Source organism: Roseinatronobacter alkalisoli (assembly GCF_028745735.1).
In the GTDB taxonomy this organism is placed as follows: Bacteria; Pseudomonadota; Alphaproteobacteria; order Rhodobacterales; family Rhodobacteraceae; genus Roseinatronobacter; species Roseinatronobacter alkalisoli.
Window position 1 is genome coordinate 57573 of the sequence record NZ_JAQZSM010000002.1, and the last position, 22612, is coordinate 80184.

The 22612-nt window shown below is 61.0% G+C and carries 18 protein-coding genes; 4 read left to right on the forward strand and 14 right to left on the reverse strand.

Annotation, left to right across the window (positions count from 1 at the left end; genetic code table 11):
• Positions 1–129: 129 nt before the first annotated feature.
• The 13 genes from PUT78_RS02665 to PUT78_RS02725 all read right to left on the reverse strand — a co-directional run bounded on the left by PUT78_RS02665 (position 130) and on the right by PUT78_RS02725 (position 16031).
• Positions 130–765 (reverse strand): queuosine precursor transporter, encoded by a 636-nt coding sequence (locus tag PUT78_RS02665; protein WP_274350548.1) that lies wholly within the window; start codon positions 763–765, stop codon positions 130–132.
• 96 nt (positions 766–861) lie between these two features.
• Positions 862–1755 (reverse strand): penicillin-insensitive murein endopeptidase, encoded by an 894-nt coding sequence (gene mepA / locus PUT78_RS02670; protein WP_274350549.1) that lies wholly within the window; start codon positions 1753–1755, stop codon positions 862–864.
• Entirely contained in the window at positions 1737–3092 is a 1356-nt protein-coding gene (locus PUT78_RS02675; protein ID WP_274350550.1) for an MFS transporter, read from the reverse strand. Before PUT78_RS02675 ends, mepA begins: the two co-directional genes overlap by 19 nt.
• 359 nt (positions 3093–3451) lie before the next feature.
• Positions 3452–5869: a DNA topoisomerase (ATP-hydrolyzing) subunit B gene (gene gyrB, locus PUT78_RS02680; protein WP_274350551.1), complete on the reverse strand. Its 2418-nt coding sequence runs from the start codon at positions 5867–5869 to the stop codon at positions 3452–3454.
• Positions 5870–5998: 129 nt separating this feature from the next.
• Positions 5999–6862 (reverse strand): agmatinase, encoded by an 864-nt coding sequence (speB, locus tag PUT78_RS02685; protein WP_274350552.1) that lies wholly within the window; start codon positions 6860–6862, stop codon positions 5999–6001.
• Entirely contained in the window at positions 6859–8025 is a 1167-nt protein-coding gene (locus tag PUT78_RS02690; RefSeq protein WP_274350553.1) for a carboxynorspermidine decarboxylase, read from the reverse strand. Before PUT78_RS02690 ends, speB begins: the two co-directional genes overlap by 4 nt.
• Positions 8025–9248: a saccharopine dehydrogenase family protein gene (locus tag PUT78_RS02695; RefSeq protein ID WP_274350554.1), complete on the reverse strand. Its 1224-nt coding sequence runs from the start codon at positions 9246–9248 to the stop codon at positions 8025–8027. The genes PUT78_RS02690 and PUT78_RS02695 overlap by 1 nt, the downstream gene beginning before the upstream one ends.
• Positions 9241–11145, reverse strand: coding sequence for a biosynthetic arginine decarboxylase (gene speA / locus PUT78_RS02700; protein WP_274350555.1), 1905 nt, complete (start codon positions 11143–11145; stop codon positions 9241–9243). The genes PUT78_RS02695 and speA overlap by 8 nt, the downstream gene beginning before the upstream one ends.
• Before the next feature lie 92 nt (positions 11146–11237).
• Positions 11238–12248: a tetraacyldisaccharide 4'-kinase gene (gene lpxK / locus PUT78_RS02705; protein WP_274350556.1), complete on the reverse strand. Its 1011-nt coding sequence runs from the start codon at positions 12246–12248 to the stop codon at positions 11238–11240.
• Positions 12248–13468, reverse strand: a complete 1221-nt coding sequence (locus PUT78_RS02710) for a 3-deoxy-D-manno-octulosonic acid transferase (protein WP_274350557.1) — start codon at positions 13466–13468, stop codon at positions 12248–12250. Before PUT78_RS02710 ends, lpxK begins: the two co-directional genes overlap by 1 nt.
• A gap of 14 nt (positions 13469–13482) precedes the next feature.
• A complete protein-coding gene (locus PUT78_RS02715) occupies positions 13483–13728 on the reverse strand; it encodes a DUF4170 domain-containing protein (protein ID WP_274350559.1) in 246 nt (81 codons plus the stop codon).
• A 163-nt stretch (positions 13729–13891) separates the two neighbouring features.
• Complete coding sequence (locus tag PUT78_RS02720) at positions 13892–14683, reverse strand: 3'(2'),5'-bisphosphate nucleotidase CysQ (protein ID WP_337994655.1); 792 nt, start codon at positions 14681–14683, stop codon at positions 13892–13894.
• Positions 14670–16031: a TldD/PmbA family protein gene (locus PUT78_RS02725; protein WP_420793443.1), complete on the reverse strand. Its 1362-nt coding sequence runs from the start codon at positions 16029–16031 to the stop codon at positions 14670–14672. The genes PUT78_RS02720 and PUT78_RS02725 overlap by 14 nt, the downstream gene beginning before the upstream one ends.
• A 183-nt stretch (positions 16032–16214) precedes the next feature.
• Here PUT78_RS02725 and aroQ point away from each other — a divergent pair, with 183 nt between their 5' ends.
• The 4 genes from aroQ to PUT78_RS02745 all read left to right on the forward strand — a co-directional run bounded on the left by aroQ (position 16215) and on the right by PUT78_RS02745 (position 21049).
• A complete protein-coding gene (gene aroQ, locus PUT78_RS02730) occupies positions 16215–16658 on the forward strand; it encodes a type II 3-dehydroquinate dehydratase (protein ID WP_274350560.1) in 444 nt (147 codons plus the stop codon).
• Between the two features lie 101 nt (positions 16659–16759).
• Complete coding sequence (locus PUT78_RS02735) at positions 16760–17470, forward strand: response regulator (RefSeq protein WP_274350561.1); 711 nt, start codon at positions 16760–16762, stop codon at positions 17468–17470.
• A gap of 128 nt (positions 17471–17598) precedes the next feature.
• Positions 17599–18783, forward strand: a complete 1185-nt coding sequence (locus PUT78_RS02740; protein WP_274350562.1) for an FIST N-terminal domain-containing protein — start codon at positions 17599–17601, stop codon at positions 18781–18783.
• A complete protein-coding gene (locus tag PUT78_RS02745) occupies positions 18776–21049 on the forward strand; it encodes a hybrid sensor histidine kinase/response regulator (protein WP_274350563.1) in 2274 nt (757 codons plus the stop codon). Before PUT78_RS02740 ends, PUT78_RS02745 begins: the two co-directional genes overlap by 8 nt.
• Positions 21050–21306: 257 nt before the next feature.
• Here PUT78_RS02745 and guaD read toward each other — a convergent pair whose 3' ends face one another.
• Positions 21307–22605: a guanine deaminase gene (gene guaD / locus PUT78_RS02750; protein WP_274350564.1), complete on the reverse strand. Its 1299-nt coding sequence runs from the start codon at positions 22603–22605 to the stop codon at positions 21307–21309.
• Positions 22606–22612 lie beyond the last annotated feature (7 nt).

Genomic DNA, 22612 nt, shown 5'->3' on the forward strand with positions numbered 1-22612 from the left:
GTCAGGTTTTGCCCCTCTTGACTGTCTTTGCACCGCTCTCCAACATCACTCTAGACACTGGACCACCTCCTTTCATTTGGTTGCTGTTATATAGGATGGTGGCACATATTTTGTGTTTGTCAAAAGAAATTATGCGACAGGTAGCGATTTTTTCCTGACGATCAGGCGGAACGGCACCAAAGCAAGCAATGCCAGACCCAGTTTCACGCCCCAGTCCGCGACAGCAAGGCTGACCCATAGCGGTATTTCCGGTCCGACGCCCAGCATGGGCAGGATTTCACCAGCCCAGGACACATCATTGCCCGGTTCGATGAAGCTCAGTGTGGCGGAAAAGGCGATGCTGAAAAACAAGGCAGTGTCGAGGGTGGAGCCAACAAGCGTCGATGCCAGCGGCGCGCGCCACCACGGCCCGCCATGTTTGTCTTCGCGCAGGCGGTCAAAAATGGCGACATCCACAAGCTGCGCGGTCAGGAATGCAATGCCCGACCCCAGCGCAATGCGCAGCGTGACCAGCGGGCCGAATTCGCCCATGATCTGCGTGCCGATCAGGGAACAGGCCATCCCAACGGCAAAACCCACCCAGACCACGCGGCGCGCGGCCTGTGGTCCGTAAACGCGGTTCATCACGTCATTGACCAGAAACGCCAGCGGGTAGGTGAACGCCCCCCATGTCAGCCAGTTTCCGAACAGGAATTGAACAAGGATATTCGATGCGACGACAATCGCCGCCATGGCAAGAATGCCGGGCAGGTGGACGCGGGTCATGCTATGTATTCCGTTTTTTTCAAGGTTGCGGAGACTTGTGCCGCAAGCGGCATGGCGCCAGATAACGAGACTGCCATAGAAAAGCAAGCATGGCGCTTATTGCGTCGCCACAACCTGCTGGCATTGCGTGGGCAGGTCCGCCATCGTGAATTCGCGCGGGTGGCGCTGGCGCGGGGCAGGGGGTTCTGTGCGTTCTGTGCGTTCGCGCTTGGGCGGGTTCAGGAAATCGGTGACCCACCATTCCAGCGTTTCATCGCAGCCATTACCGCCCTTGGACAGTTCCGCCACTGTGGGCGACTGGGTTACGCAATGCCGGTTTCCGCGCGGACAGGCCAGCCGCACATGGAAATGATAGTTATGGCCAACCGCAGGGCGGATTTTCTGAAGCCATGCAGTATCGGCGCGGGTGGCGGTCTTGCACATTTCCAGCTTGACAGCAGCGGCCACGAAAATGCGGTCCACGCGCGGGTCAAGGGCGGCCTGTTTCATCAGTTCGTGATGCGCGCGCGTCCAGTTGGAATTGACACTGCGCTGGTCTTCGGTGCGCACGGAAATCGAACTCAGGTTTTCGCGTTCGCTGCGCGACAGGTTCAGCCGCGACGGCCGCAGCATCCATATGTCGATATCAAGCCCGATCTGATGGCTGGCATGGCCGGATGTCATGGGCCCGCCGCGCGGCTGGCTGATATCGCCGATATAAAGCCCCGGCCAGCCGATCTGCACCGCCTTGCGCGACAGATCCTGCACATAGGCAATCGCATCCGGGTGGCCCCAGTTGCGGTTGCGCGACAGGCGCATGGCCTGCCATGTCGGACCGGTTTCCGGCAGGCGCACCAACCCCGCCGCGCAACCCTTGGCATAGGATCCTATCGCCTCGGGCGCCTGCAGCGATGGCATGGCATGTGCGCCAAACATCTGATTGGCCAGTGATTGCGCCATGGCCAGGGCGGGCATGGCAATAAGGATCAGGGTCAGGATTGTTCCGCGCATTGAAATTCCGGCTCTCCCTTGGGTTTCACCCAGATTAGCAGAACAAGCCCCAGTGCGAACAGCCCTATTAACGGGGCTACCCCAAGTCTTTGGCTGCCTGTCGCCGTGGTGGCCAGCGCGATCAGTGCAGGCGCGATGAAGGACAGCACCTTGCCCGACAAGGCATACAGGCCGAAACCTTCGGTCATGCGCTCGGGGTTGGCCTGCCGCACCATCATGGTGCGCGATGCGGACTGCAGCGTGCCACCACCCGCGCCGATCAGCCCGCCGCATATGTAGAACACGATGTCGGGCAGGTTTGACGACGGGTCAACCGGCGTGAACAGCACCATGCTGCGGTCGGTGCTGACGATGATGATACACACGACAATCAGCAACAGGATACAGCCGATGATCACGGGTTTCGGGCCGAACCGGGAATCCAGCTTGCCGCCAAGCCAGCAGGCTACCGCCCCCACCGCCGCCGCCAGAATGCCGAACACGCCGATCTGGATGATGGTCCATTCCAGCACACCGGCTGCGTAAATCCCGCCAAAGGCATAGATGCCGTTCAGCGCGTCGCGGTACAGCATGGATGACCCCAGATAGGCGAACAGGCTGTGCCGTGTGGGCAAGGTGCGCAGCGTTTCTTTCAACTCGCGCAATCCGCGCATCACGGCGCCGGGTGCTTTGCGGGGGGCGGGCGGTTCCCTGACCCAAAGAAAGAACGGGATGACAAAGATGATATACCACAGCGCGGTGAAGGGACCGACAGCGCGCGTCCCTTCGCGCATGTCCGGGTCCAGCCCGAAAACCGGCGCAATCCCCAGCATGGTGACGCCTGCATCGTTTTCCGCCAGCAGCGCCAACACCACCGCCAGCGACGCCAGCCCCCCCACATAGCCCAAGGCCCAGCCAGTGCCGGAAATGCGCCCCAGTTCGGCGCGCGGGGCAAGGCTGGGCAGCACGGAGTTCGTGAACACGATTCCGTATTCCAGCCCCACCAACCCCACCGCGAATGCAACCAGCACCAGCAGGATTGTGCCCTGTCCCGCATCGGGGACCGCCCACCACAGCACGAAAGTCCCCGCCACATACAGCAGCGACCACAGCAGGATCCATAAGCGTTTATACCCGGAATTGTCGGCGATGGCCCCAAGGACGGGCGCGAAAAACGCTGTCAGCAGGCCGGAAATGGCCAGCATCCAGCCCCACATGACCTGCCCTGTAACCGGGTCCGGCGCGACAGACCCCGCAAAATAGGGTGCGAAAATGAAGGTCAGAAGCAACGTGTTGTAAGGCTGGTTTGCCCAGTCGAAGGCCCACCACCCCCAGATGCGTTTGCGCGTGTTTCCCATGCTGCCCCTGCCTGCCTTGATGGTGCCGATTTAGGCAGGGTCACGGCCCGCTGGCAAGCAGATAGCGCGGGATTATGCCGTATGGTGCGGCAGGGCCGGGCGTTTTCTGGTCTGAACCGGATGGTTGGGAATTCCAAAGGCCAAAGGTGGCCCACGCCGTTGGTGGGCCGTCCCGTGGCCTGCCGGTTTCGCTGGTGTCGGGCCAAGCCTTTGAACTCAGGAGTATGCCGCCCGGATAACGTGAATCCCTCCCACCTCGGACCGGCAGACCCCGACCCACCGCTGGCTTCGTGCATAATCCAACGGTTGCTTCAGGCCAGAAAACACCCGACCCAGCGGTTCCGCCGGGGGAACACCGCTTATGCGTCCAGGTTTTCCACGTTCAGCGCATTGCGCTGGATGAAATCGCGGCGCGGTTCGACAACATCGCCCATCAGCTTGGTGAAAATGTCATCTGCTTCGGCCAGATCATCAATCTTGACCTGCAACAGGGTGCGCGCCTCCGGGTCCAGCGTCGTTTCCCACAACTGGTCGGGGTTCATTTCGCCCAAGCCCTTGTAGCGCTGCAGCGAAAGCCCCTTTTCGCCTTCGGTCAGAATGGCATTCAGCAGGTCAACCGGGCCAAAGATTTTCTGTTTGCGGTCGCGGCGCAGCAGTTCGGCGGGTTGGCTGTAGATGTCCTGAAGCGCCTGTGTATGCGTGCTCAGCCTGCGGGCTTCGCCGGAACGCAGAACAGCCCCGTCCAGCCTGCGCACCTCTTCCACGCCGCGTAGCACGCGCGACAGCCGCAAACCGCCATCCTGTGTTGGCCGCCCCTGCCAGCCGCGTTCATATTCTGCGGCAATCAGGTCCAGACGGCTGGCCACGCTGTCGGCCAGTTCCTGCGGGTGGCTGGCCAGCGCTTCGGCCAGAAGGGCCCCGGCGATGGTGGCCTGTTCCAGAATATGCTGGGGGTAATGCGTGGGAAACGCCGCCAGTGACCGGCGCACGACACGCGCTTCGGTGACCACGCGCGCCAGATCCTGCCCGGTGATCTCCTCGCCCGATGCCAGCCGCAATATGACACCATCGACGCCCTGCGCGATCAGGTAATCTTCCAGTGCTGGCTTGTCCTTCAGGTACACTTCGGACTTGCCACGGGCCACTTTGAACAACGGGGGTTCGGCAATATACAGATATCCCCCTTCAATCAGTTCCGGCATCTGCCGGAAGAAGAAGGTCAGCAGAAGCGTGCGGATATGCGCGCCATCCACATCAGCATCGGTCATGATGACGATCTTGTGATAGCGCAGTTTCGCAATGTCGAATTCATCGCGCCCGATCCCGGTGCCAAGCGCGGTAATCAACGTGCCGATTTCCTGCGACCCCAGCATCCGGTCAAACCGCGCACGTTCCACGTTCAGAATCTTCCCGCGCAACGGCAGGACGGCCTGATTCTGGCGCGACCGGCCCTGTTTGGCGGACCCCCCGGCGGAGTCCCCCTCCACCAGGAACAATTCCGACTTGGCAGGGTCGCGTTCCTGGCAATCGGCCAGTTTTCCCGGCAGGCTGGCCACGTCCAGCGCGGTTTTGCGCCGTGTCAGGTCGCGCGCCTTGCGCGCGGCTTCGCGGGCGATGGCGGCTTCGATAATCTTGCTGACGATGGATTTGGCATGCGCGGGGTTTTCTTCAAACCATTCCGACAGCTTTTCATTGACCAGCGATTCCACAGCGGGGCGTACTTCGCTGGATACCAGCTTATCCTTGGTCTGGCTGGAAAATTTCGGGTCCGGCACCTTGACCGACAGCACACAGGTCAGCCCTTCACGGGCGTCATCGCCGGTGAAACTGATCTTTTCTTTCTTGGCAATCCCGCTGGATTGGGCATAGGCGTTGATGGTCCGTGTCAATGCACCACGAAAGCCCGCCAGGTGACTGCCGCCATCGCGCTGCGGAATGTTGTTGGTAAAGGGCAGCACCGTTTCATGATAGCTGTCATTCCACCACATCGCCACTTCAACGCCGATATCATCGCGGGTGCCCTGAATATAGATGGGCTCTGGCATGACCGGCGCCTTGGACCGGTCCAGATGGCGGACAAATTCGCGCACGCCACCTTCATAGAACAGTTCCGACCGCAGCATTTCCGCGGGTCTGTGATCTTCCAGAATGATGCGCACACCGGAATTCAGGAAAGCCAGTTCGCGCAGGCGGTTTTCAAGCGTCTTGAAGCTGTATTCAAGATGCGAAAACGTATCGAGCGATGCCAGAAACCGCACTTCGGTTCCGGTCCTGTCGCCCGCATCGCCCACCACTTCCAGATGGCGCACAGTGTCGCCACGTTCAAAGCGCGCGATATGTTCCTTGCCTGCGCGCCAGATGCGCAGTTCCAGCCAGTCCGACAGGGCATTGACAACCGAAACGCCGACGCCATGCAGACCGCCCGACACCTTATAGGAATTGCTGTCGAATTTACCGCCTGCATGCAACTGGGTCATGATGACCTCGGCAGCGGAAACCCCCTCATCTGTGTGGATGTCGGTGGGAATGCCACGCCCGTTATCCGTGACCGACACGGAATTGTCGGCATGGATTGTGACGGTCACGAAATCGGCATGGCCGGCCAATGCTTCGTCAATGCCGTTATCGACAACTTCATAGACCATGTGATGCAGACCGGACCCGTCATCCGTGTCGCCGATATACATGCCGGGGCGTTTGCGCACGGCATCCAACCCCTTGAGAACCTTAATCGAATCGGCGCCATATTCTTCGCGCTTCGCGGCTTCAGCAGACATGCAGGAATATCCTTCTTAGACTGCCGTAGTTATAGGCAGTTCGTGCGGGATTGTCACGCCCAAGACACAATATTTAGTGTTTGCAGATATGATGGCGAAAGCGACCCCGGCGCATTGGCCGGGGCTGCATCAGGCCTGTTCGTTCTGCAGCACAATCCCGATCAGCGCGTAGGTCAGTTGTGCCGCTGTAAAGTCCCACACATCCGCACCTTCAATGGGGGCCAGTTCGACAACATCAAGGCCCACGCAGCGCCGACCCTTCAGCGCGGACCGCACCAGCGCCAGCGACTGGTAATAGCCCAGACCCCCGGGAACCGGGGTGCCGGTGGCGGGCATGATCGCCGCGTCCAGCCCGTCCACATCAAACGTGACATAGACATCTTCGGGGAAGTCATCGGGCAGGGTGATGTCATGGATGTTGCCAGTGACCAGATCTTCGGCATCGATGAAGATGACATTGTTGCGCGCGCGGCACTCCGCTTCTTCGGCGCAAAGCGCGCGGACACCATATTGCGCCAGTGGCAGACCTTCTTCCTCAGTCAGCAATTGCATGACGGATGCATGCGAATGGCGAAACCCCTGATAGGCGCGGCGCAGATCAGCATGCGCGTCAATCTGGATTATCCCGACGGGGCGGTCCAGCGCACGTTTCACACCCATCACGGCAGCCCATGTCAGGCTGTGTTCCCCCCCCAGCGTGACGGGAAGCTGCCCTGCGCGCGCAATCCCTTCGGTGCGGGTGGCAAGCGCAGACAATGCCGTGTCCAGCGGTCCGGAGCAGTCAATCGGCGGTGTTGTGCAGATGCCCGCAGTGCAGGGTTCAAACCCGCGCCACAGCCGTTCCAACTGGTCCGAGGCTGCAATCAGTGCAGCAGGGCCCTGCGCAGTACCAGACCCGTAGGATACGGTTTTTTCCAGCGGCATGGGCACAACATGAAAGCGCGCCTTGGGGCTGCGTTCAGCGACCGAGAGTTCGGAATTCAGGAAAATCATGACAGGCGGCCCTTGAAGTCGGTGTAATCGAATTGCCGCACCAACCGCAGCGCATCGGTGGTGCTGTTCCAGATGGCCAGTGACGGCAGGCGCACACCGTTGAACGTGGTTGTCTTGACCATCGAATAATGCGCCTGATCAAGGAAGGCGACGCGCGCGCCGATTTCCGGTGTCTTGCCGAACGCATAACGCCCGATCACGTCACCCGCCAGACAGCTTGGCCCGCCAAGGCGCACATGACAATCACCCGCTTCACCCAGCAGCGCAGGGCGATAGGGGGCTTCGATCACATCGGGCATATGGCAGGTGGCGGAAATGTCCAGAATGGCGTTCGGTCCGTCATTTTCGACAATATCCAGCACTTCGCCCACCAGAATGCCGCAATCCAGCGCAACAGCCTCGCCCGGTTCCAGATAGCAGTGCAATCCGGTCTCAGCGGTCACGCGCTGCAAAAAGGCAATCAACCCCTCGCGGTCATAATCATTGCGGGTAATGTGATGACCGCCGCCGAAATTGATCCATTTCAACTGCGGGGCCAGTTCACGGATACGCGGCGCGATATGGTCCCAGATGGCCAGCAGCGGCTCCAGCCCCTGTTCGCAAAGGGTGTGCATGTGCAACCCGTCCACGCCCGCAAGGGCGGCGTCGTCAATCTGTTCCAGCGGTGTGCCAAGGCGGGAACCGGGCGCGGCGGGGTCGTATTTCGCATCTTCGCCCATGGCCACACCGGGATTGAAGCGCAGGCCGACATGCACCTCCTTGCCAGCGGCCGTGATCATCGGCAGAAAACGGTCCTTTGCGGCGGGGGTGTTGAACACGATATGATCAGACAGCGCGATGATTTCGCCCATTTCATCCGATTTGTAACCCGCAGCGAAGGTCTCAATGATCCCGCCGTAATGCTCACGCCCAAGGCGCGCTTCCCACAGCCCGGATGCGCAAACGCCCGACAGGTAGCGGCTGACCAAAGGGGCCAGCGACCACATGGAAAACGCCTTCAATGCGCATAGCACTGTTGCGCCAGACCGCGCCTGAATATCGGCCAGAACCTGCAGGTTCTGCTCCAGCCGCGCTTCATCCACGACGAAACAGGGGGACGGAACGCGCGTCAGGTCAAACCCCCGGAACGCGCCCGGATCGCCCGCATGGGTCTGCATCGCCATCAGAAATCAACCGGCCCTGACAGCTCCACCACCTGCCATGGCAACCCGTGCTGGTTCAGCATGTCCATGAACGGGTCGGGGTCCAGCTGTTCGGTGTTGAACACGCCCGCGCCCGACCATGTGCCATTCAGCATCAGCGCAGCCCCGATCATGGCGGGCACGCCGGTGGTGTAGCTGACCGCCTGCGACCCCACTTCGCGGAAGCATTCCTCATGATCGCAGATGTTATAGATATAGACGGTCTTTTCGCCCGACCCGTCCTTGGCGGGACCAGTGATGATATCGCCGATATTGGTCTTGCCCTTGGTACGTTCACCCAGATCGCCGGGATTGGGCAGCACGGCTTTCAGGAATTGCAGCGGGATGATCTGCTGGCCCTGATATTCGACAGGGTCAATCCCTGTCATGCCGACATTCTGCAACACCGTGACATGGTTGATATAGGCATCGCCAAAGGTCATCCAGAAGCGCGCGCGCTCTATTTCCGGAAAATGGGTGACAAGCGACTCCAACTCCTCATGATACATCAGATACATGTTCTTTTCGCCGACCGCTTCAAAATCGAAGGGTACTTTGGTGGACATGGCCGGGCTGGTGACCCAGCCGCCATTTTCCCAATGCTTCACGTCGGCGGTGACTTCGCGGATGTTGATTTCGGGGTTGAAATTGGTCGCAAACGGATGGCCATGGTCACCGCCATTGCAGTCCAGAATGTCGATCTGGCGAATGCCCGACAGGTGGTGCTTGCGCACATAGGTGGCGAAAATGCTGGTCACGCCGGGGTCGAACCCGACACCCAGCGTTGCCATAAGCCCCGCCTGTTTGAACTGGTCATGCAGTTTCCACTGGTGCGAATATTCGAATTTCGCTTCCTCTGGCGGCTCATAATTCGCGGTGTCCAGATAATGCACGCCGGTTTTCAGACAGGCTTCCATCAGGGCCAGATCCTGATAGGGCAACGCCAGATTGACCAGAAGCGCGGGTTTCACGGCTTCTATCAGGGCCACAGTCTGCGCCACGTCATCGGCATCCACCTGATAGGTTTCGATCACCTGACCAGTGCGGTCCTTGATGGAAGCGGCAATCGCTTCGCATTTTGACAGCGTGCGGCTGGCCACCGCAATACGGCCCGGAAACAGATCGCGGTTCATTGCCATCTTGTGCAGCGTGACAGATGCGACGCCGCCAGCGCCGATAACCAGAACGTCCTTGTTGTCAGCCATGGGTGTGCTCCTCATGTTCGTAATAGGTGTAGCCATTGATGGCATGGCGATAGGTTTCCATCAGCATGCGCCGCTGCGACGGGTTCAGCGTGCCGTTGCGCACGCCGCGTTCCACGATACGCTTGAAGGCGTCAAGGCATTGCTTCGGTTCATATTCGACATAGGCCATCACTTCGGCCACAGTGTCGCCCTCGACCTCGTGCTGCAATTCCAGAACGCCGTCATCGTTGAAATCCACTGTCACGACATTGGTATCGCCGAACAGGTTGTGCAGATCGCCCAGCGTTTCCTGATAGGCCCCGACAAGGAAAATGCCGATAAAGTAGCGTTCCTTCGGGCGCAGTTCATGGATGGGCAGCGCATTGCCAATGCCATCGCCCAGAACAAACTGCTCTATCTTGCCGTCACTGTCACAGGTGATGTCGGACAACACCGCGCGGCGACCCGGTGTTTCGTTCAGGCGCTGCAAGGGGGCGATCGGCAAAAGCTGGTTAATCGCCCAGACATCCGGCAGGGACTGGAACAGACTGAAATTCGCCCGATAAATATCGCGATGCGCGGACAGTTCTTCCAGCACTTCCTGGGGCACATCCGGCGTTTGTGCCACCAGATCCTTGATGCGGCCCACGACATACAGGAAAATCTGTTCCGCGCGGGCAACTTCTTCAATCCCGATGACCCCACGGCGGAACAGGGCGCGCAATTCCTCGCGGTAATATTCGGCATCGTTCAGGCATTCCTGAACCCGGCGCGGCGACAGATACCCCACAATCGCCGCCATGTCCGACAGCATGTGATGGTCGTCATCTTCCGGGGTTGTCGGCGCAGAGCGGTCGAAATAGCTGGCTTCCAGAATATCCGACAGCAGCATGGATGAATACGCCACAATCGCGCGGCCGGATTCGGTGACCAGCGTGGGGTGCGGCACTTCGGCTTCATCCATCTGGTATTTTACGGCTTCAACAATATTGGTGCAGTATTCTTCCAGCGTGTAATTGACCGAATTATCGGTCGCGCGGGCCTCGCCGGTGTAGTCAATCCCAAGGCCGCCCCCCAGATCCAGATAGGTCAGCGGCACACCAAGGCGGCGCAGTTCGGTATAAAACCTGCAGGCTTCATCCACGGCCTGACGGATATCCATCATCTGCGGCACTTGGCTGCCCAGATGCGAATGCTGCAATACCAGACAATCCAGCATGTTTTCAGCGCGCAACTTGTCGATCAGGTCCACCACTTCCTTGGTGGTCAGCCCGAATGTGGACCGGTCGCCGGAACTGTCGGACCAGTTGCCGGTGACCCGCCGCGTCAGCTTGATGCGCACACCCAGCGCGGGTTTTTCCCCAAGGCGCTTGGCTTCGGCGATAACAGTATCGGCCTCTGCGGGGCTTTCGATGACCAGAACGCAGTTGATCCCGGCCTTGCGCGCCAGAATACCAAGGCGGATGAATTCGGCATCCTTGATTCCGTTGCAGATCAGCAGCGCATCTTTCGGCAGGTCACGCGACAGTGCCAGAATCAATTCCGGCTTGGACCCGGCTTCCAGCCCGAACGTATAGGGCCGCCCGTAATCCACGATCCGGTCAATCACCTCGGCCTGCTGGTTCACCTTGATGGGGAAAACCCCGCGATAGGGGGCCTGATACCCGTTTGCGGCAATGGCCTGCGCAAAGGCGTTGTTCAGTGATTCCAGCTGGCGGCGCAGAAAGGCCCCCACGCGCACCAGAACCGGCGTCTGCACGCCGCGCGCATCAAGGTTGTTCAGCAATTCCGGCAGGCTGGCTGGGGGCGCATCAGGCCGCGCCGGGTTGACGATGCCCAGATCCCCATTCTCCATCCGGGCGAACATGCCTGCCCCCCAACGGTGAATCCCGTAGGTCTGAAAGACTTTATCTGGCATGACCTGTCCCACCCTTCTTGTGTAGTGACATGAGCCGCCCGCATAGGAAATCCATGTGACAAACGCAAGAAAATCCGGTGGGTTCCGTCGGATTAATGGGAATCACCGCCCGCTCCGGTCAGGGCAGTCAGCGCAGTGTCCAGCACGCCTGATTCGTCAAATTGCAGCCGTACAGGCAAGGTCAGTACTTTGCGCCGGAAACCATAGGGCAGGCGCACAGCATCCTTTTCCGTGGTGACCAGTTGCGCGCCAAGCGCGGTGGCTTCCAGTTCCAGCCGTTTCATCAATGCATCCGTCAGGGGCTGATGGTCGCTTAACGCCTCTGCGCGCAGAATTTCGGCCCCTTCCTGGCGCAGGGTCGCAAAGAATTTTTCCGGCTGGCCAATCCCCGCGAAGGCCAGCACGCGCAGCCCCTGCCATGTCATGCCCATTTGCAGCGGTTCCAGTCGCGCGGTCAGTCGCGGACATGTGACCTGCGCACCCCAAAGACTGCGGAACTGGCGCTGCGCTCCGGTCCCGCCGATGGTCACGACCAGATCGGCGCGCGCCAGCCCCACTGCCACAGGTTCGCGCAACGGGCCTGCGGGGATGACACGGCCATTGCCGAAACCCGTCGCCGCATCCACCACGACAAGCGCCAGATCCTTCGGCAGGGACGGGTTCTGAAACCCGTCATCCATGACCAGCACCTGCGCGCCCGCATCCACTGCCGCGCGCGCGCCCGCAGCGCGGTCGCGCGCAACCCAGACCGGGGTGAAGGCCGCCAGCAACAGCGGCTCATCCCCCACATCAGCGGCACTGTGCTGGCCTTCGCGCACCTGCACAGGCCCTTCCAGACGGCCACCATAGCCCCGCGAAATGACATGCGCCGCGCAGCCAAGCGCCTGTAGTTTCTGGACAATGGCGATGACAGTGGGGGTTTTGCCGGTGCCGCCGATATTCAGGTTTCCGACACAGATAACCGGCACCGGCGGGCGCCATTGCGGCGGGCGGGCCACGCGGCGGGCGGTTTCTGCCCGGTAAAATGCTGCGAAAGGGGCCAGCAGACGGGCCAGCGCAGCGGGCTTGTCGGGATGCGTATGCCAGAATGCCGGTGGGTGCATCAGCTGCTGCCTGTGGTATCAATGGTTTCCAGCAGGCTGGCAACAATCATATCCGCGGTTTCCGCCCCTTCTGAAATGACCTGCCAGCCCTGATGCGCCATTTCCGCAGCCTGATCAGGGCGCAAGGCGGCACAAATGGCCTGCCCCAGTGCCTCGGGGCGCTGAATACGGCTGGTGGCCCCGGCGCTGGACAGGCGCTGGAACGCGTCGGCGAAGCGGCCTGTCTCGCGGCCATGGACAATGGCACAGCCCAGCCCTGCGGCTTCCATCGGGGTAATGGTCGCGCCTGATTTGTCCAGACTGCCCCCGATATAGCAGGCAACCGACAGCCGGTACCAAAGGCCGCGTTCCCCTTCGGTATCAACAATATAGACCTGGGTTTCAGGGGTTACCGGGTCATCGACAGACCGCAGCGCCGTGTTGAATTTTGGTGTCAGTTCATCTTTCAGCGCCGCGCCGCGCATTGGGTCCGCAGGGTGCAGGATCAGTGCAACGCGGTGGGAATCGCGCAAGGCAGCGCGATGCGCGGCAACAATCACGGCTTCTTCAATTTCGGGCACCCCCACGGCCAGCCAGACAGTGCGCTGGCGGAAATTCTGCGCCAGCGCCTCGCGTTCGGTTTCGTTGCAACCAAGGGCCACCGGCGCGTCATTCAGCGGACCGGACAAAACCATCCGGTCTGTCGGTACGCCAGCGTTTGCCCATGCGGTGCGCTGGGCAGGACCGGCCAGAAAGACCCGGTGAACATGGCGCATCAGGTTGCTGGCCAAGCCTGGCACATGCCCCCAGAACCCGACAAAGCGCGGGCTGTCCATCCCCGCAATCATGACCTTCGCGCCAGCGGCACCGGCAATGCTGATCAAGGCGACAGGCAGGCGTCGCGTGGCCAGCAGAACCGCCACCGGGGACAGGCGGGCCATGATTTCGGACATTCGACCAGCATCATCCGCAACGACCGGCAAGGTCGCGCGTGCGGGTATGTCCACCGGTGGTTTCAGCCCCACCGCATAGCTGAGCAGAACCGACACATGCTTGCCGCGTTGGGCGTGCTGCTGCATCAGGACCTGCGACAAGGTATCAAGCTGGCGAAGCGCGCGCCGGTTGTCCGCATGCAGCCATAGTACCGGGCCTTCCAGATGCGGCACGGATGCGGACCCCACGCTTTTTCCCGCGCGATGGTGCCACATCAGATATAACCGTTCAGCGGCCGAATGCTGCATGATTGCGCTGCCTGTCAGCCGTCCAGCGTGCTGGTGGCGCTGGTTTCATCACCTTCTTCGATCAACCGGTGCAGATGGGCGATGAAATACCGCGTTTCGGCGCTGTCAACAGTGCGTTGGGCGGCATTCTTCCACGCTGCATGCGCCGATGCATAATCAGGAAACAGACCGACAATGTCGATTGCATCCGTATCGACAAATTCAGTGCCGCGCGGGTTTTTCAGTTCGCCGCCGAAAACGAGGTGCAGCCGTTTTTTCATGATGTTTCCTTTCAACGCCGGGTATAGCTGTCATGCTAGCCGCTTCCTTACATCGGGGGCAGGCGTTTTTCACCATGCAGCAGCGAAAAAAACAATAATTTGTTTGGGCATGTGCAGTTTGCACAAAAAGCCGGTGCGCGGCCATGTCTGCGCAGGATTTTTCCTATGCGGATTGCGGCGGGATACGCAGGTCAAGCAAGGCGTCATGCATGACTGCGCCCGCCGCGATAATCCCGTCTGAAACCGGGGCTTTGGTATTGAACAGCAGGTCTTGCCCCGCGCCATCGCTGACCTTGCCGCCGGCTTCGGCAATCAGCAGTGCCCCTGCGACAATATCCCAGTGCCAGGTCGGGCGCAGCGACAGCATGGCGTCGAACTGTCCTTCGGCGACCAGCGCCATGCGCCATGCAAGTGACGGGCGGAAATGCGGTGTCATCAGGGGCGCGCCGCCTTGCCAGTGCTCCGCGGCCAGTTGGGACCGCGTGGCCAGAACGCGCGCGCCTGTCACCGCGTGGCGGTCAGTGGTCCGGATCGGGCTGCCATTCAGGAACGCCCCATGTCCACGCAGCGCATGATAGGTCAGGTCAGGAACCGGCAGGTGAATGACCGCGGCAATCGGCTGGCCATGCTCCACCACTGCCAGCGCATGGGCGAAGCCCTGCTGCCCCTGCGCAAAAGCGCGGGTGCCGTCGATCGGGTCGACAATGAACACACGCGCACGCCCCAGCCTGTCGGGCGTGTCGCGGGATTCTTCGGAAAGCCAGCCGTAATCGGGACGGGCCGTGCATAGGGCGCCCTGCAACATCCGGTCAATTTCAAGATCGGCGTCTGTGACCGGCCCTTGCCCGTCGGGTTTGTCCCAGACCTTCGGCCCCGCGTTCAGATGGCGCAGCGCGATCTGCCCGGCATCATGCGCAGCGCCGGTCAGCAGGGCAAGGTCGTCATTCGCCAGCAAGCATCATCCCTTCCACCAGAAGCGACGGCACGACACTGGACAAATGGTCCTGTGCGTCATTGGCCGGGATGATCCGGCGCAGCATGTCGCGCAGATTGCCCGCAATGGTGCATTCATTGACTGCATAGGCGATTTCGCCGTTTTCAACCCAGAACCCGCTGGCCCCGCGCGAATAATCGCCCGTATTCGGGTTGATCGTGGACCCGATAAGCGAGGTGACAAGCAGCCCCGTTCCCATATCCCGCATCAGGTCTTCGCGGGTGTTCGACCCTTGGGTCAGGATCACATTGGACGTTGACGGGCTGGGCGGGGCGGATGTGCCACGCACGGCATTTCCGGTGCTTTCCAGCCCCAGTTTGCGCGCGCTTGCCAGATCCAGCACCCAGGATTGCAGCACGCCATCCTGCACAAGATTTTTCACGCGGCTGGCCAGCCCTTCGGCATCAAACGGACGGCTGCCGGAACGGCGGGTGCGCAGCGGGTCTTCCACCAGCGACATGCCATCAGGCAGAACCGCCGTGCCCATCGCATCGCGCAACCAGCTTGAGCCGCGCGAAATGGCGCTGCCGTTGATGGCGCCTAGCAAATGCCCGATCAGACTGGACGCGATGCGTTCATCATACAGCACCGGATAGGTGCCGGTTTTTGGCCTGCGCGCCCCGGATCGTGCAATCGTGCGTTCCGCGGCAAGGTTTCCCACATATTCGGGACTGGGAAGATCAGCCTGGAAAATGCGCCCCTCGCCACACCAGTCGCGTTCCATTCCGGTGCCTTCGCCGCTGATCGCCACGCAGGAGATATGGCGCGAACTGCGTGCATACCCGCCCGCGAACCCGTTGCTGGCCGCCAGCCAGATGGCCTGTTGGCCGTAAGCGGCGGATGCGGACTGAACCTGCGTCACACCCTCGACCGCCAGCGCGGCCGCTTCGGCGCGGCGCGCATCCTCCTGCAGTGCGGCGGGGTCGGGTTCGGGGCTTGGGTCGAACAGTTCCAGCCTGTCTGCGGCGCGCATCGTGGCAAGCTGGTCCGCACCGGCCAGTCCGGCATAGGGGTCAACCGGGGCTTCGCGCGCCATGGCGACTGCGCGGCTGGCCATGGCCTGCAGTGTTTCGGGCCGGGTGTCAGATGATGAAATACAGGCCTGACGCTGCCCCACGAAAACCCGCAATCCGATATCCAGCCCTTCGGCGCGTTCGGCCTGTTCCAGCCCGCCCTTGCGCACATCAATGGACACTGAACGCGCTTCAACCGCGATGGCATCGGCGGACTCCGCGCCTGCCGCGCGCGCGGCGGCCAAAAGGGCCTCTGTCACTGGGGACAGGGTTTTGGTCAGGGGGGTGCTGGACATATCTGGCCTTTGGTCGGTTACTGGTTCTGCGTGCAGATGTAAGCTGAACCTGTCCCGAATGAAATGCCGCGCGCGCGTTTTTATGTACCCTGACTGCCAGCACAAGTGCAGACTTCGTATCTTGATGCTTTTCGCAATGGCGCTGCTGTGGCACAAACACAGCAAGTTGCAAAAGGATAACCGATGTCGCTTCCGATGATCCATATACTTAACGGCCCGAACCTGAACCTGCTGGGCCGTCGCCAGCCGGAAATTTATGGTCATGAAACCCTTGATGACGTGGGCCGCGATTGCGCGGCGCTGGCGCGGGAACTGGGCGTGGAAACCGCGCTGTTCCAGTCCAACCACGAAGGCGGGATTGTCGAGATGATCCATACCGCGCGCGACGCGGCCAGTGCGATCATCATCAACCCCGGTGCCTATTCACATACATCCGTGGCCATTCTGGATGCGCTGAACACATTTGATGGTCCGGTGCTGGAAGTTCACATTTCCAATATCCACAAACGCGAAAGCTTCCGGCATCATTCCTATGTCAGTCTGCGCGCGGACGGGGTTATCGCAGGCTGTGGCACGCTGGGCTATCAGCTTGCATTGCGGCGCGTGGTGGCGTTGCTGGCGACCTGAACACGGCTTTGGCGCAGTCCGCGCTATAAGACTTAAGAAGGGGCACATATTCTTGCCGGAATGCGCTATCATGACGTGAATACGAAAATGACAGGCACGAAATGCGATCCAGAATGATCACCATCGGGGCAGCAACCAATGACGGCACCGACATGATCATGATTATCGACGATCACCCGCTGTTTTGCGAAGCGCTGCAGATGACACTGCGCGAAACCCTTTCTGTCACCCGCATTCACACGGCCAGTTCACTGCGGCAGGCCCTGGATGATCTGCGCGGCAGCCCGGCGCCGGATGCCATTTTGCTGGACCTGAACCTGCCCGATGTCGCGGGGCTGGACGGGCTGACACGGCTGCGCAATGCCGTGCCAGGCGTGCCGGTTGTGGTTGTGTCGTCCATGGCCGATGACCGGATTGTCGCGGCAGTGCTGCAAGCAGGTGCTGCAGGTTTCGTCCCCAAGCACAGCCCGCGCGAAGGGTTTGTTTCTGCCATCCGGCAGGTCATGGCCGGCGGCACATATCTGCCCGAAAATTACGCCCCCCCCAAGGCAGAGGGCGCCAGCGGCGGCGACAATACAGTGGTGGACAAGCTGGCGACACTGACGCCGCAGCAGGGCAGAATTCTGGCACTGGTCTGCGAAGGGTATCTGAACAAACAGATCGCTTTTGAACTTTCGATTAGTGAAACCACGGTCAAGGCGCATGTCACCGCGATTCTGCGCAAGCTGGGCGCGCAAAGCCGCACGCAGGCCGTGCATATCGCCAGTTCCGCGTCCTTTGCGTCCATCCTGCGCGATACAGGCATGTCCTGACGGGGTGTTCCATATTACAGTCTTGTCCGGGTGGCGCTTTGGGATAGGCTTGCTGCATGGAATGCCATGGGTGCCGGGGATGGCGGCGCGCCGTGGCTGAATACCGGCGAAAGGGGGGGCGCGGGGCGATGAATCGCGGCGTTGCAATGTTCAGACATGCGCAATCAGGCGCCACCGACACGGCAGAAGCCATGTCGGAAATACTGGCGGCCCTGCCATGCGCTGAGCTGGCGCTGGTCATCCTGTTCGTCGGCGAAGGGCATGACCTGCGCGCGATTGAAACCGCGCTGACCGCGCTGTCGCCCAAACTGCCGGTAATGGGCTGCACCACTGCCGGGGAAATCGGCAATGGCGGCTATCTGGACGGGCATATCGTGGCCATCGGCCTGCCGCGTGATCTGTTCCGCGTGGCAGTGGGGCATATTCCCGGCTTGCGGAATTTCAAACCTGAACAAGCGCGCGATCTGGCGTTTGAATTGCGCGCGGAACTGACATTCTCGACCGCAGACTGGTCCAATGAAGTGGCGTTTTTGCTGACAGATGGTCTGTCCCTGATGGAAGATCAGCTTGTCTGGGCCTTGTCAGAAGCCCTTAGCCAGTCGCCGCTTGTCGGCGGTTCGGCGGGCGACGGGCTGCGCTTTGGTCAGACCCATGTGCTGTATCAGGGGCGGTTCATCACCGATGCTGCCGTTCTGGCCGTGCTGCGCACCCCCTGCACAGTGACCGCCTTTCGTTTTGATCATCTGGAACCCACGGAAATGCGCATGGTGGTCACCGATGCCGACCCCGAACAACGGTTGGTGCGGCAGATCAATGGCATGCCTGCCGGGCCGGAATATGCGCGGCTTCTGGGCAAGGACCCGCAGCATTTGTCGCCCTTCATATTTGCGGCCAACCCGGTCGTGTCCAAGATCGGCGATCATCATCATGTGCTGGCCATCCAGCGGGTCGAACCGGATGGAACATTGCGCTTCTTTTCAGCGGTGGAACCCGGTCTGGTGCTGCGGCTTGCGACCAGCGTTGATCTGGTGGCGCATCTGGAAAGCCAGCTTGCAGGGCTGGCGGGCAACGGGCCACTGCCCGCAATACTGGCCTGCGATTGCATTCTGCGCAGGCTGGAGGCAGAGAATACCCAGCAACGCCGCAACATAAGCGATGTGCTGGACCGCTATCAGGTGGCAGGTTTCAACACCTATGGCGAACAGTTCAACCTTGTTCATGTCAATCAGACCTTCACGGGTCTTGCTTTTCACCTGCCGCAGCCTGACTCGGAAACATTGTCTTTCGTTACAAGCGGGGTGGCGGATGCATGAAGACTTCCTGCCCCCCGGGCTGACACCGGAAGAGGAAAACCTGCGCCTGCGCGCCATTGTCGCGGCCCTGATGGACAGGTCCGAACGCGGACAATCCCCCAGCAGGCCCGCCGGGCAGTTGCAGCATGTGGTCGCACTTGAACAGCAGGTGCGCACCCGCACCCGTGATCTTGCGGAAACACTGGACAAGCTGCGCATTGCCAATTCGCGCCTGTCACAGGCCGAACGCATGGCCGTGCGCGCGCGCAACAGCCTGACGGACGCGCTGGAAGCCATGCGCGAAGGATTTGCGCTGTTTGATGCGCAGGATTCACTGACCATGTGGAATTCGCGTTTCTGCGCTGGCCTGCCGGACCTGCGCCGCCGCATTGGCCGGGGTCTTGGGTTCCGCGATTACGTGCGTCTGGTGTCCGAAAGCCCCTTTCTGCATCTGCCCGACGGGCAGTCCCGCGCGGATTGGGTGACCCGTCGTCTGGAAAGTCACCGACGCAAGAATGTGAATTTCATTGTCCCGCTGCGCGATGACCAATGGATTCAGGTCAGCGAACAGCGCATGCCTTCGGGCGGGACCGCCGTGACCCAGACCGATGTGACAGCCATGGTGCGCAGTGAACGCGATGAACGCGAAAAACTGCTGGATGAACAGGCGCAGATGGTGCGCGCAACCCTGGATCATATTGATCAGGGCGTTGCCATGTTCGACGCCAAGGCGCGGCTTGCCGGGTATAACCGGACCCTGCGCGACATGTTCCTGCCGCCGGTGGAACTGCTGTCCATCGGCACGCCCTTTGCCAGTATCCTGGATGACCTGACCCGCCGCCGCCAGCTGGGGCCGGGGCGCGTGGGCCAGATCCTGACCGACTGGGTGCAGGGGCCATCCGCCCGTCCGCCGCTGGCACTGGAAATCAGACAGGATGACGGAACCATCCTGCAACTTTCCGCGCAGGCCATGCCCGACAGTGGTTTCGTGATGTCGCTGACCGACCTGACCAAGGAACGCCGCGCCATTGCGGAATTGCACCGGCTGAATGAAACACTGGAAGCGCGGGTGCGCGCGCGCACGCTGGAACTTGAATCCGCACGCGATCTGGCGGAACGCGCGAATACGTCGAAATCGCGCTTTGTGGCCTCTGCCAGCCACGACCTGTTGCAACCGCTGAACGCGGCCAAGCTGTTTCTTGGCTCGCTGTCCTCGACTGCGCTGAATCCGGGGCAGGCCCGCCTGACCGAACGTATCCGCAGTGCCTTTGGCAGTGTCGAGCAGATCCTTGGTGCATTGCTGGATATTTCCAAGTTTGACATTGGTGCCGCGCGTGCCAGACCTGAACCTATTGCCCTTGGCCCGCTGCTGGATCGCCTGCAGGAAGAATTCACCCCGGTTGCACAGACGCGCGGCCTGCAACTGATCGTCATGCCAAGCCGCGCCGTTGTGCATAGCGATGCTGTCTATCTGAAGCGGATCCTGCAGAACCTGATATCCAATGCAATCCGCTACACGCTGCGGGGCAAGGTTCTGGTCGGTGCGCGGCGGCAGGGCAGGCATGTGCGTCTGGAAGTGTGGGATACCGGCACCGGGATACCGCAGGACAAGCAATCCGAGATATTTCAGGAATTCACCCGGCTGGCCCCTGATGCGGAATCCGGCATGGGGCTGGGTCTTGCGATTGTCGAGCAGGCCAGTGCGTTGCTGGGGCATCCGCTGGAACTGCGCTCGATTGTCGGCAAGGGCACAGTTTTCACGCTGACGGTGCCGCTGTCGGACATGGCGGTTGCCGCGCTGTGTGAACCCGCAGGGCCGGACACGGCGCGCAACCCGCTGGATGATCTTCTGGTGCTGGTCATTGAAAATGACCCCACAGTGCGCGCCGCGATGATGGAAGTGCTGGAACATTGGGGCGCCAGCCCGCTGGAAGCCGCCTGTCTGGCACAGGCGGACCAGCAGGTGGCGGAACTGGGCGTGGCCCCGGATATCATTCTGGCTGATTTCCAGCTGGATGACGGGGAAAACGGGATTGACGTTGTTGCCCAGATGCGTGGTCGCTATGGCCAGATACCCGCGATCCTGATTACCGCCAATCACATGCCGGAACTTGCCCGGCGCGCGGAATCCGCAGGTATGATGCTGATGACCAAACCCGTGCCTATGCGACGGCTGAAGCGGGTGTTGCAGCAGGTGCGGCACCTGAGTCAGTCGGCGGATGCCGATGACGGCTCACCCCCGCAGAAGGGCGATCACAGCTATTGGCTGCGTCTGTTGCGGCGGTGATGCTACGTCAGGGGCACCCACCCGAAAGGCTGCGCGATTCCCACCTGAAGGGGACATCCATTGGCGCGGATTCAAGGCCGCGAGGCTGGCCCGCGCCACAGGTTTGGCCGTCCTGCGGCCTGCCGATTGCGCCAGCGACACGCCAAGCCTTTGAACTTACGATTGTGCCGCCTGCATAAAGTGAACCCATCCAACGTGGGACCGGCAGACCCCGGCCCACCGATGGCGCGGGCTTTATACATGTCCCAAAGTTCCCTTCAGCCCTGCCGTGCCGCTTTCCGGGGTTCCCCCGCGATATAGGTCTGCACGATGGCGCGGTCATCGCCCATGACCTGCAAGGTGAACAACTCATCACTCAGATCGCGCGCGCGCTCCATGCGCTGGGCCATGGCAGGGGTTGCGCGGGCGTCAAGGATCACGAAATCGGCCTCTGTGCCTGCGTCCAGCGTGCCGATTCTGCCTTCCATCCCCAGCGCCACGGCGTTGCCGCGCGTGATCCAGTGAAAGGCACGGAACGGGTGCAGGCGCTGGCGTTGCAATTGCAGAACCTTGTAGCCTTCGGCCAGGGTCTGCAGCATGGAATAACTGGTGCCGCCGCCAATATCCGTGGCGATGGCGTTGCACAGCCCGGCTTCGCGCAGCTTGGCGTCGTCAAACAACCCGCTGCCAAGAAACAGGTTAGACGTGGGACAGAAGACAGGTTTTGCCCCCGCATCAGTCAATGCACCGATTTCGCGGTCTGACAGGTGAATCGCGTGGCCCAGAAGCGATTTCGGCCCCAGCAGGCCATACCGGGCGTAAATATCGGTATAATCCAGCGCATCCGGGTAAAGCTGGCATGACAGCGCGATTTCGGCGTGGTTCTCGCTCAGATGGGTCTGGATATAGCAATCGGGGTGCTCAACCGCCAACGCCTGCGCCGCATCCAGTTGCGCCGGCGTTGATGTGATGGCGAAACGCGGGGTGATGGCATAGGACAGCCGCCCTTTGCCATGCCAGCGGGCAATCAGGGCCTTGCTGTCATCATAACTGCTTTGCGCGGTGTCGCACAGCGCTTCGGGCGCGTTGCGGTCCATCATCACCTTGCCGGTGATCAGGCGCATATTGCGGGCATGGGCCGCGGTAAACAGCGCTTCTGCCGATGCGGCATGAACGGATGCATAGGCCACGGCGGTGGTGGTGCCATGCTCGGCCAGCCGGTCCAGAAACGCCCCGGCCATGCGTGCGCAAAGCGCGGGGTCGCTGTAGCGGGTTTCTTCGGGAAAGGTGTAGTCATTCAGCCAGTCCAGCAATTCCGCCGCCCAGCTTGCGATGACCTGCGTTTGCGGAAAATGCAGATGCGTGTCGATGAAACCGGGCATCAGCAAATGCGGGCGGTGGTCGATGAGTTCCGTGCCTGTCGTGTCGATCCGGCCGAAATCGTCGCAAGCGCGGATCAGGCCATCCTCAATCAGCAAACCACCATCCTCGATATAGCGGAAGCTGCCGGTATCGTCGGGGGATTGTGGTTCGCGCAAAAAATGCAGCAGCCGCGCGCGGATTATTTTTCGGTCCATGAACAAC

What these genes read in the sequence shown, in the direction of transcription:
- PUT78_RS02665 (WP_274350548.1), bottom strand. Translation starts at nt 765, where the DNA reads ATGACCCGCGTCCACCTGCCCGGCATTCTTGCCATGGCGGCGATTGTC.
- mepA (WP_274350549.1), bottom strand. Translation starts at nt 1,755, where the DNA reads ATGCGCGGAACAATCCTGACCCTGATCCTTATTGCCATGCCCGCCCTG.
- PUT78_RS02675 (WP_274350550.1), bottom strand. Translation starts at nt 3,092, where the DNA reads ATGGGAAACACGCGCAAACGCATCTGGGGGTGGTGGGCCTTCGACTGG.
- gyrB (WP_274350551.1), bottom strand. Translation starts at nt 5,869, where the DNA reads ATGTCTGCTGAAGCCGCGAAGCGCGAAGAATATGGCGCCGATTCGATT.
- speB (WP_274350552.1), bottom strand. Translation starts at nt 6,862, where the DNA reads ATGATTTTCCTGAATTCCGAACTCTCGGTCGCTGAACGCAGCCCCAAG.
- PUT78_RS02690 (WP_274350553.1), bottom strand. Translation starts at nt 8,025, where the DNA reads ATGGCGATGCAGACCCATGCGGGCGATCCGGGCGCGTTCCGGGGGTTT.
- PUT78_RS02695 (WP_274350554.1), bottom strand. Translation starts at nt 9,248, where the DNA reads ATGGCTGACAACAAGGACGTTCTGGTTATCGGCGCTGGCGGCGTCGCA.
- speA (WP_274350555.1), bottom strand. Translation starts at nt 11,145, where the DNA reads ATGCCAGATAAAGTCTTTCAGACCTACGGGATTCACCGTTGGGGGGCA.
- lpxK (WP_274350556.1), bottom strand. Translation starts at nt 12,248, where the DNA reads ATGCACCCACCGGCATTCTGGCATACGCATCCCGACAAGCCCGCTGCG.
- PUT78_RS02710 (WP_274350557.1), bottom strand. Translation starts at nt 13,468, where the DNA reads ATGCAGCATTCGGCCGCTGAACGGTTATATCTGATGTGGCACCATCGC.
- PUT78_RS02715 (WP_274350559.1), bottom strand. Translation starts at nt 13,728, where the DNA reads ATGAAAAAACGGCTGCACCTCGTTTTCGGCGGCGAACTGAAAAACCCG.
- PUT78_RS02725 (WP_420793443.1), bottom strand. Translation starts at nt 16,031, where the DNA reads ATGTCCAGCACCCCCCTGACCAAAACCCTGTCCCCAGTGACAGAGGCC.
- aroQ (WP_274350560.1), top strand. Translation starts at nt 16,215, where the DNA reads ATGTCGCTTCCGATGATCCATATACTTAACGGCCCGAACCTGAACCTG.
- PUT78_RS02735 (WP_274350561.1), top strand. Translation starts at nt 16,760, where the DNA reads ATGCGATCCAGAATGATCACCATCGGGGCAGCAACCAATGACGGCACC.
- PUT78_RS02740 (WP_274350562.1), top strand. Translation starts at nt 17,599, where the DNA reads ATGAATCGCGGCGTTGCAATGTTCAGACATGCGCAATCAGGCGCCACC.
- PUT78_RS02745 (WP_274350563.1), top strand. Translation starts at nt 18,776, where the DNA reads ATGCATGAAGACTTCCTGCCCCCCGGGCTGACACCGGAAGAGGAAAAC.
- guaD (WP_274350564.1), bottom strand. Translation starts at nt 22,605, where the DNA reads ATGGACCGAAAAATAATCCGCGCGCGGCTGCTGCATTTTTTGCGCGAA.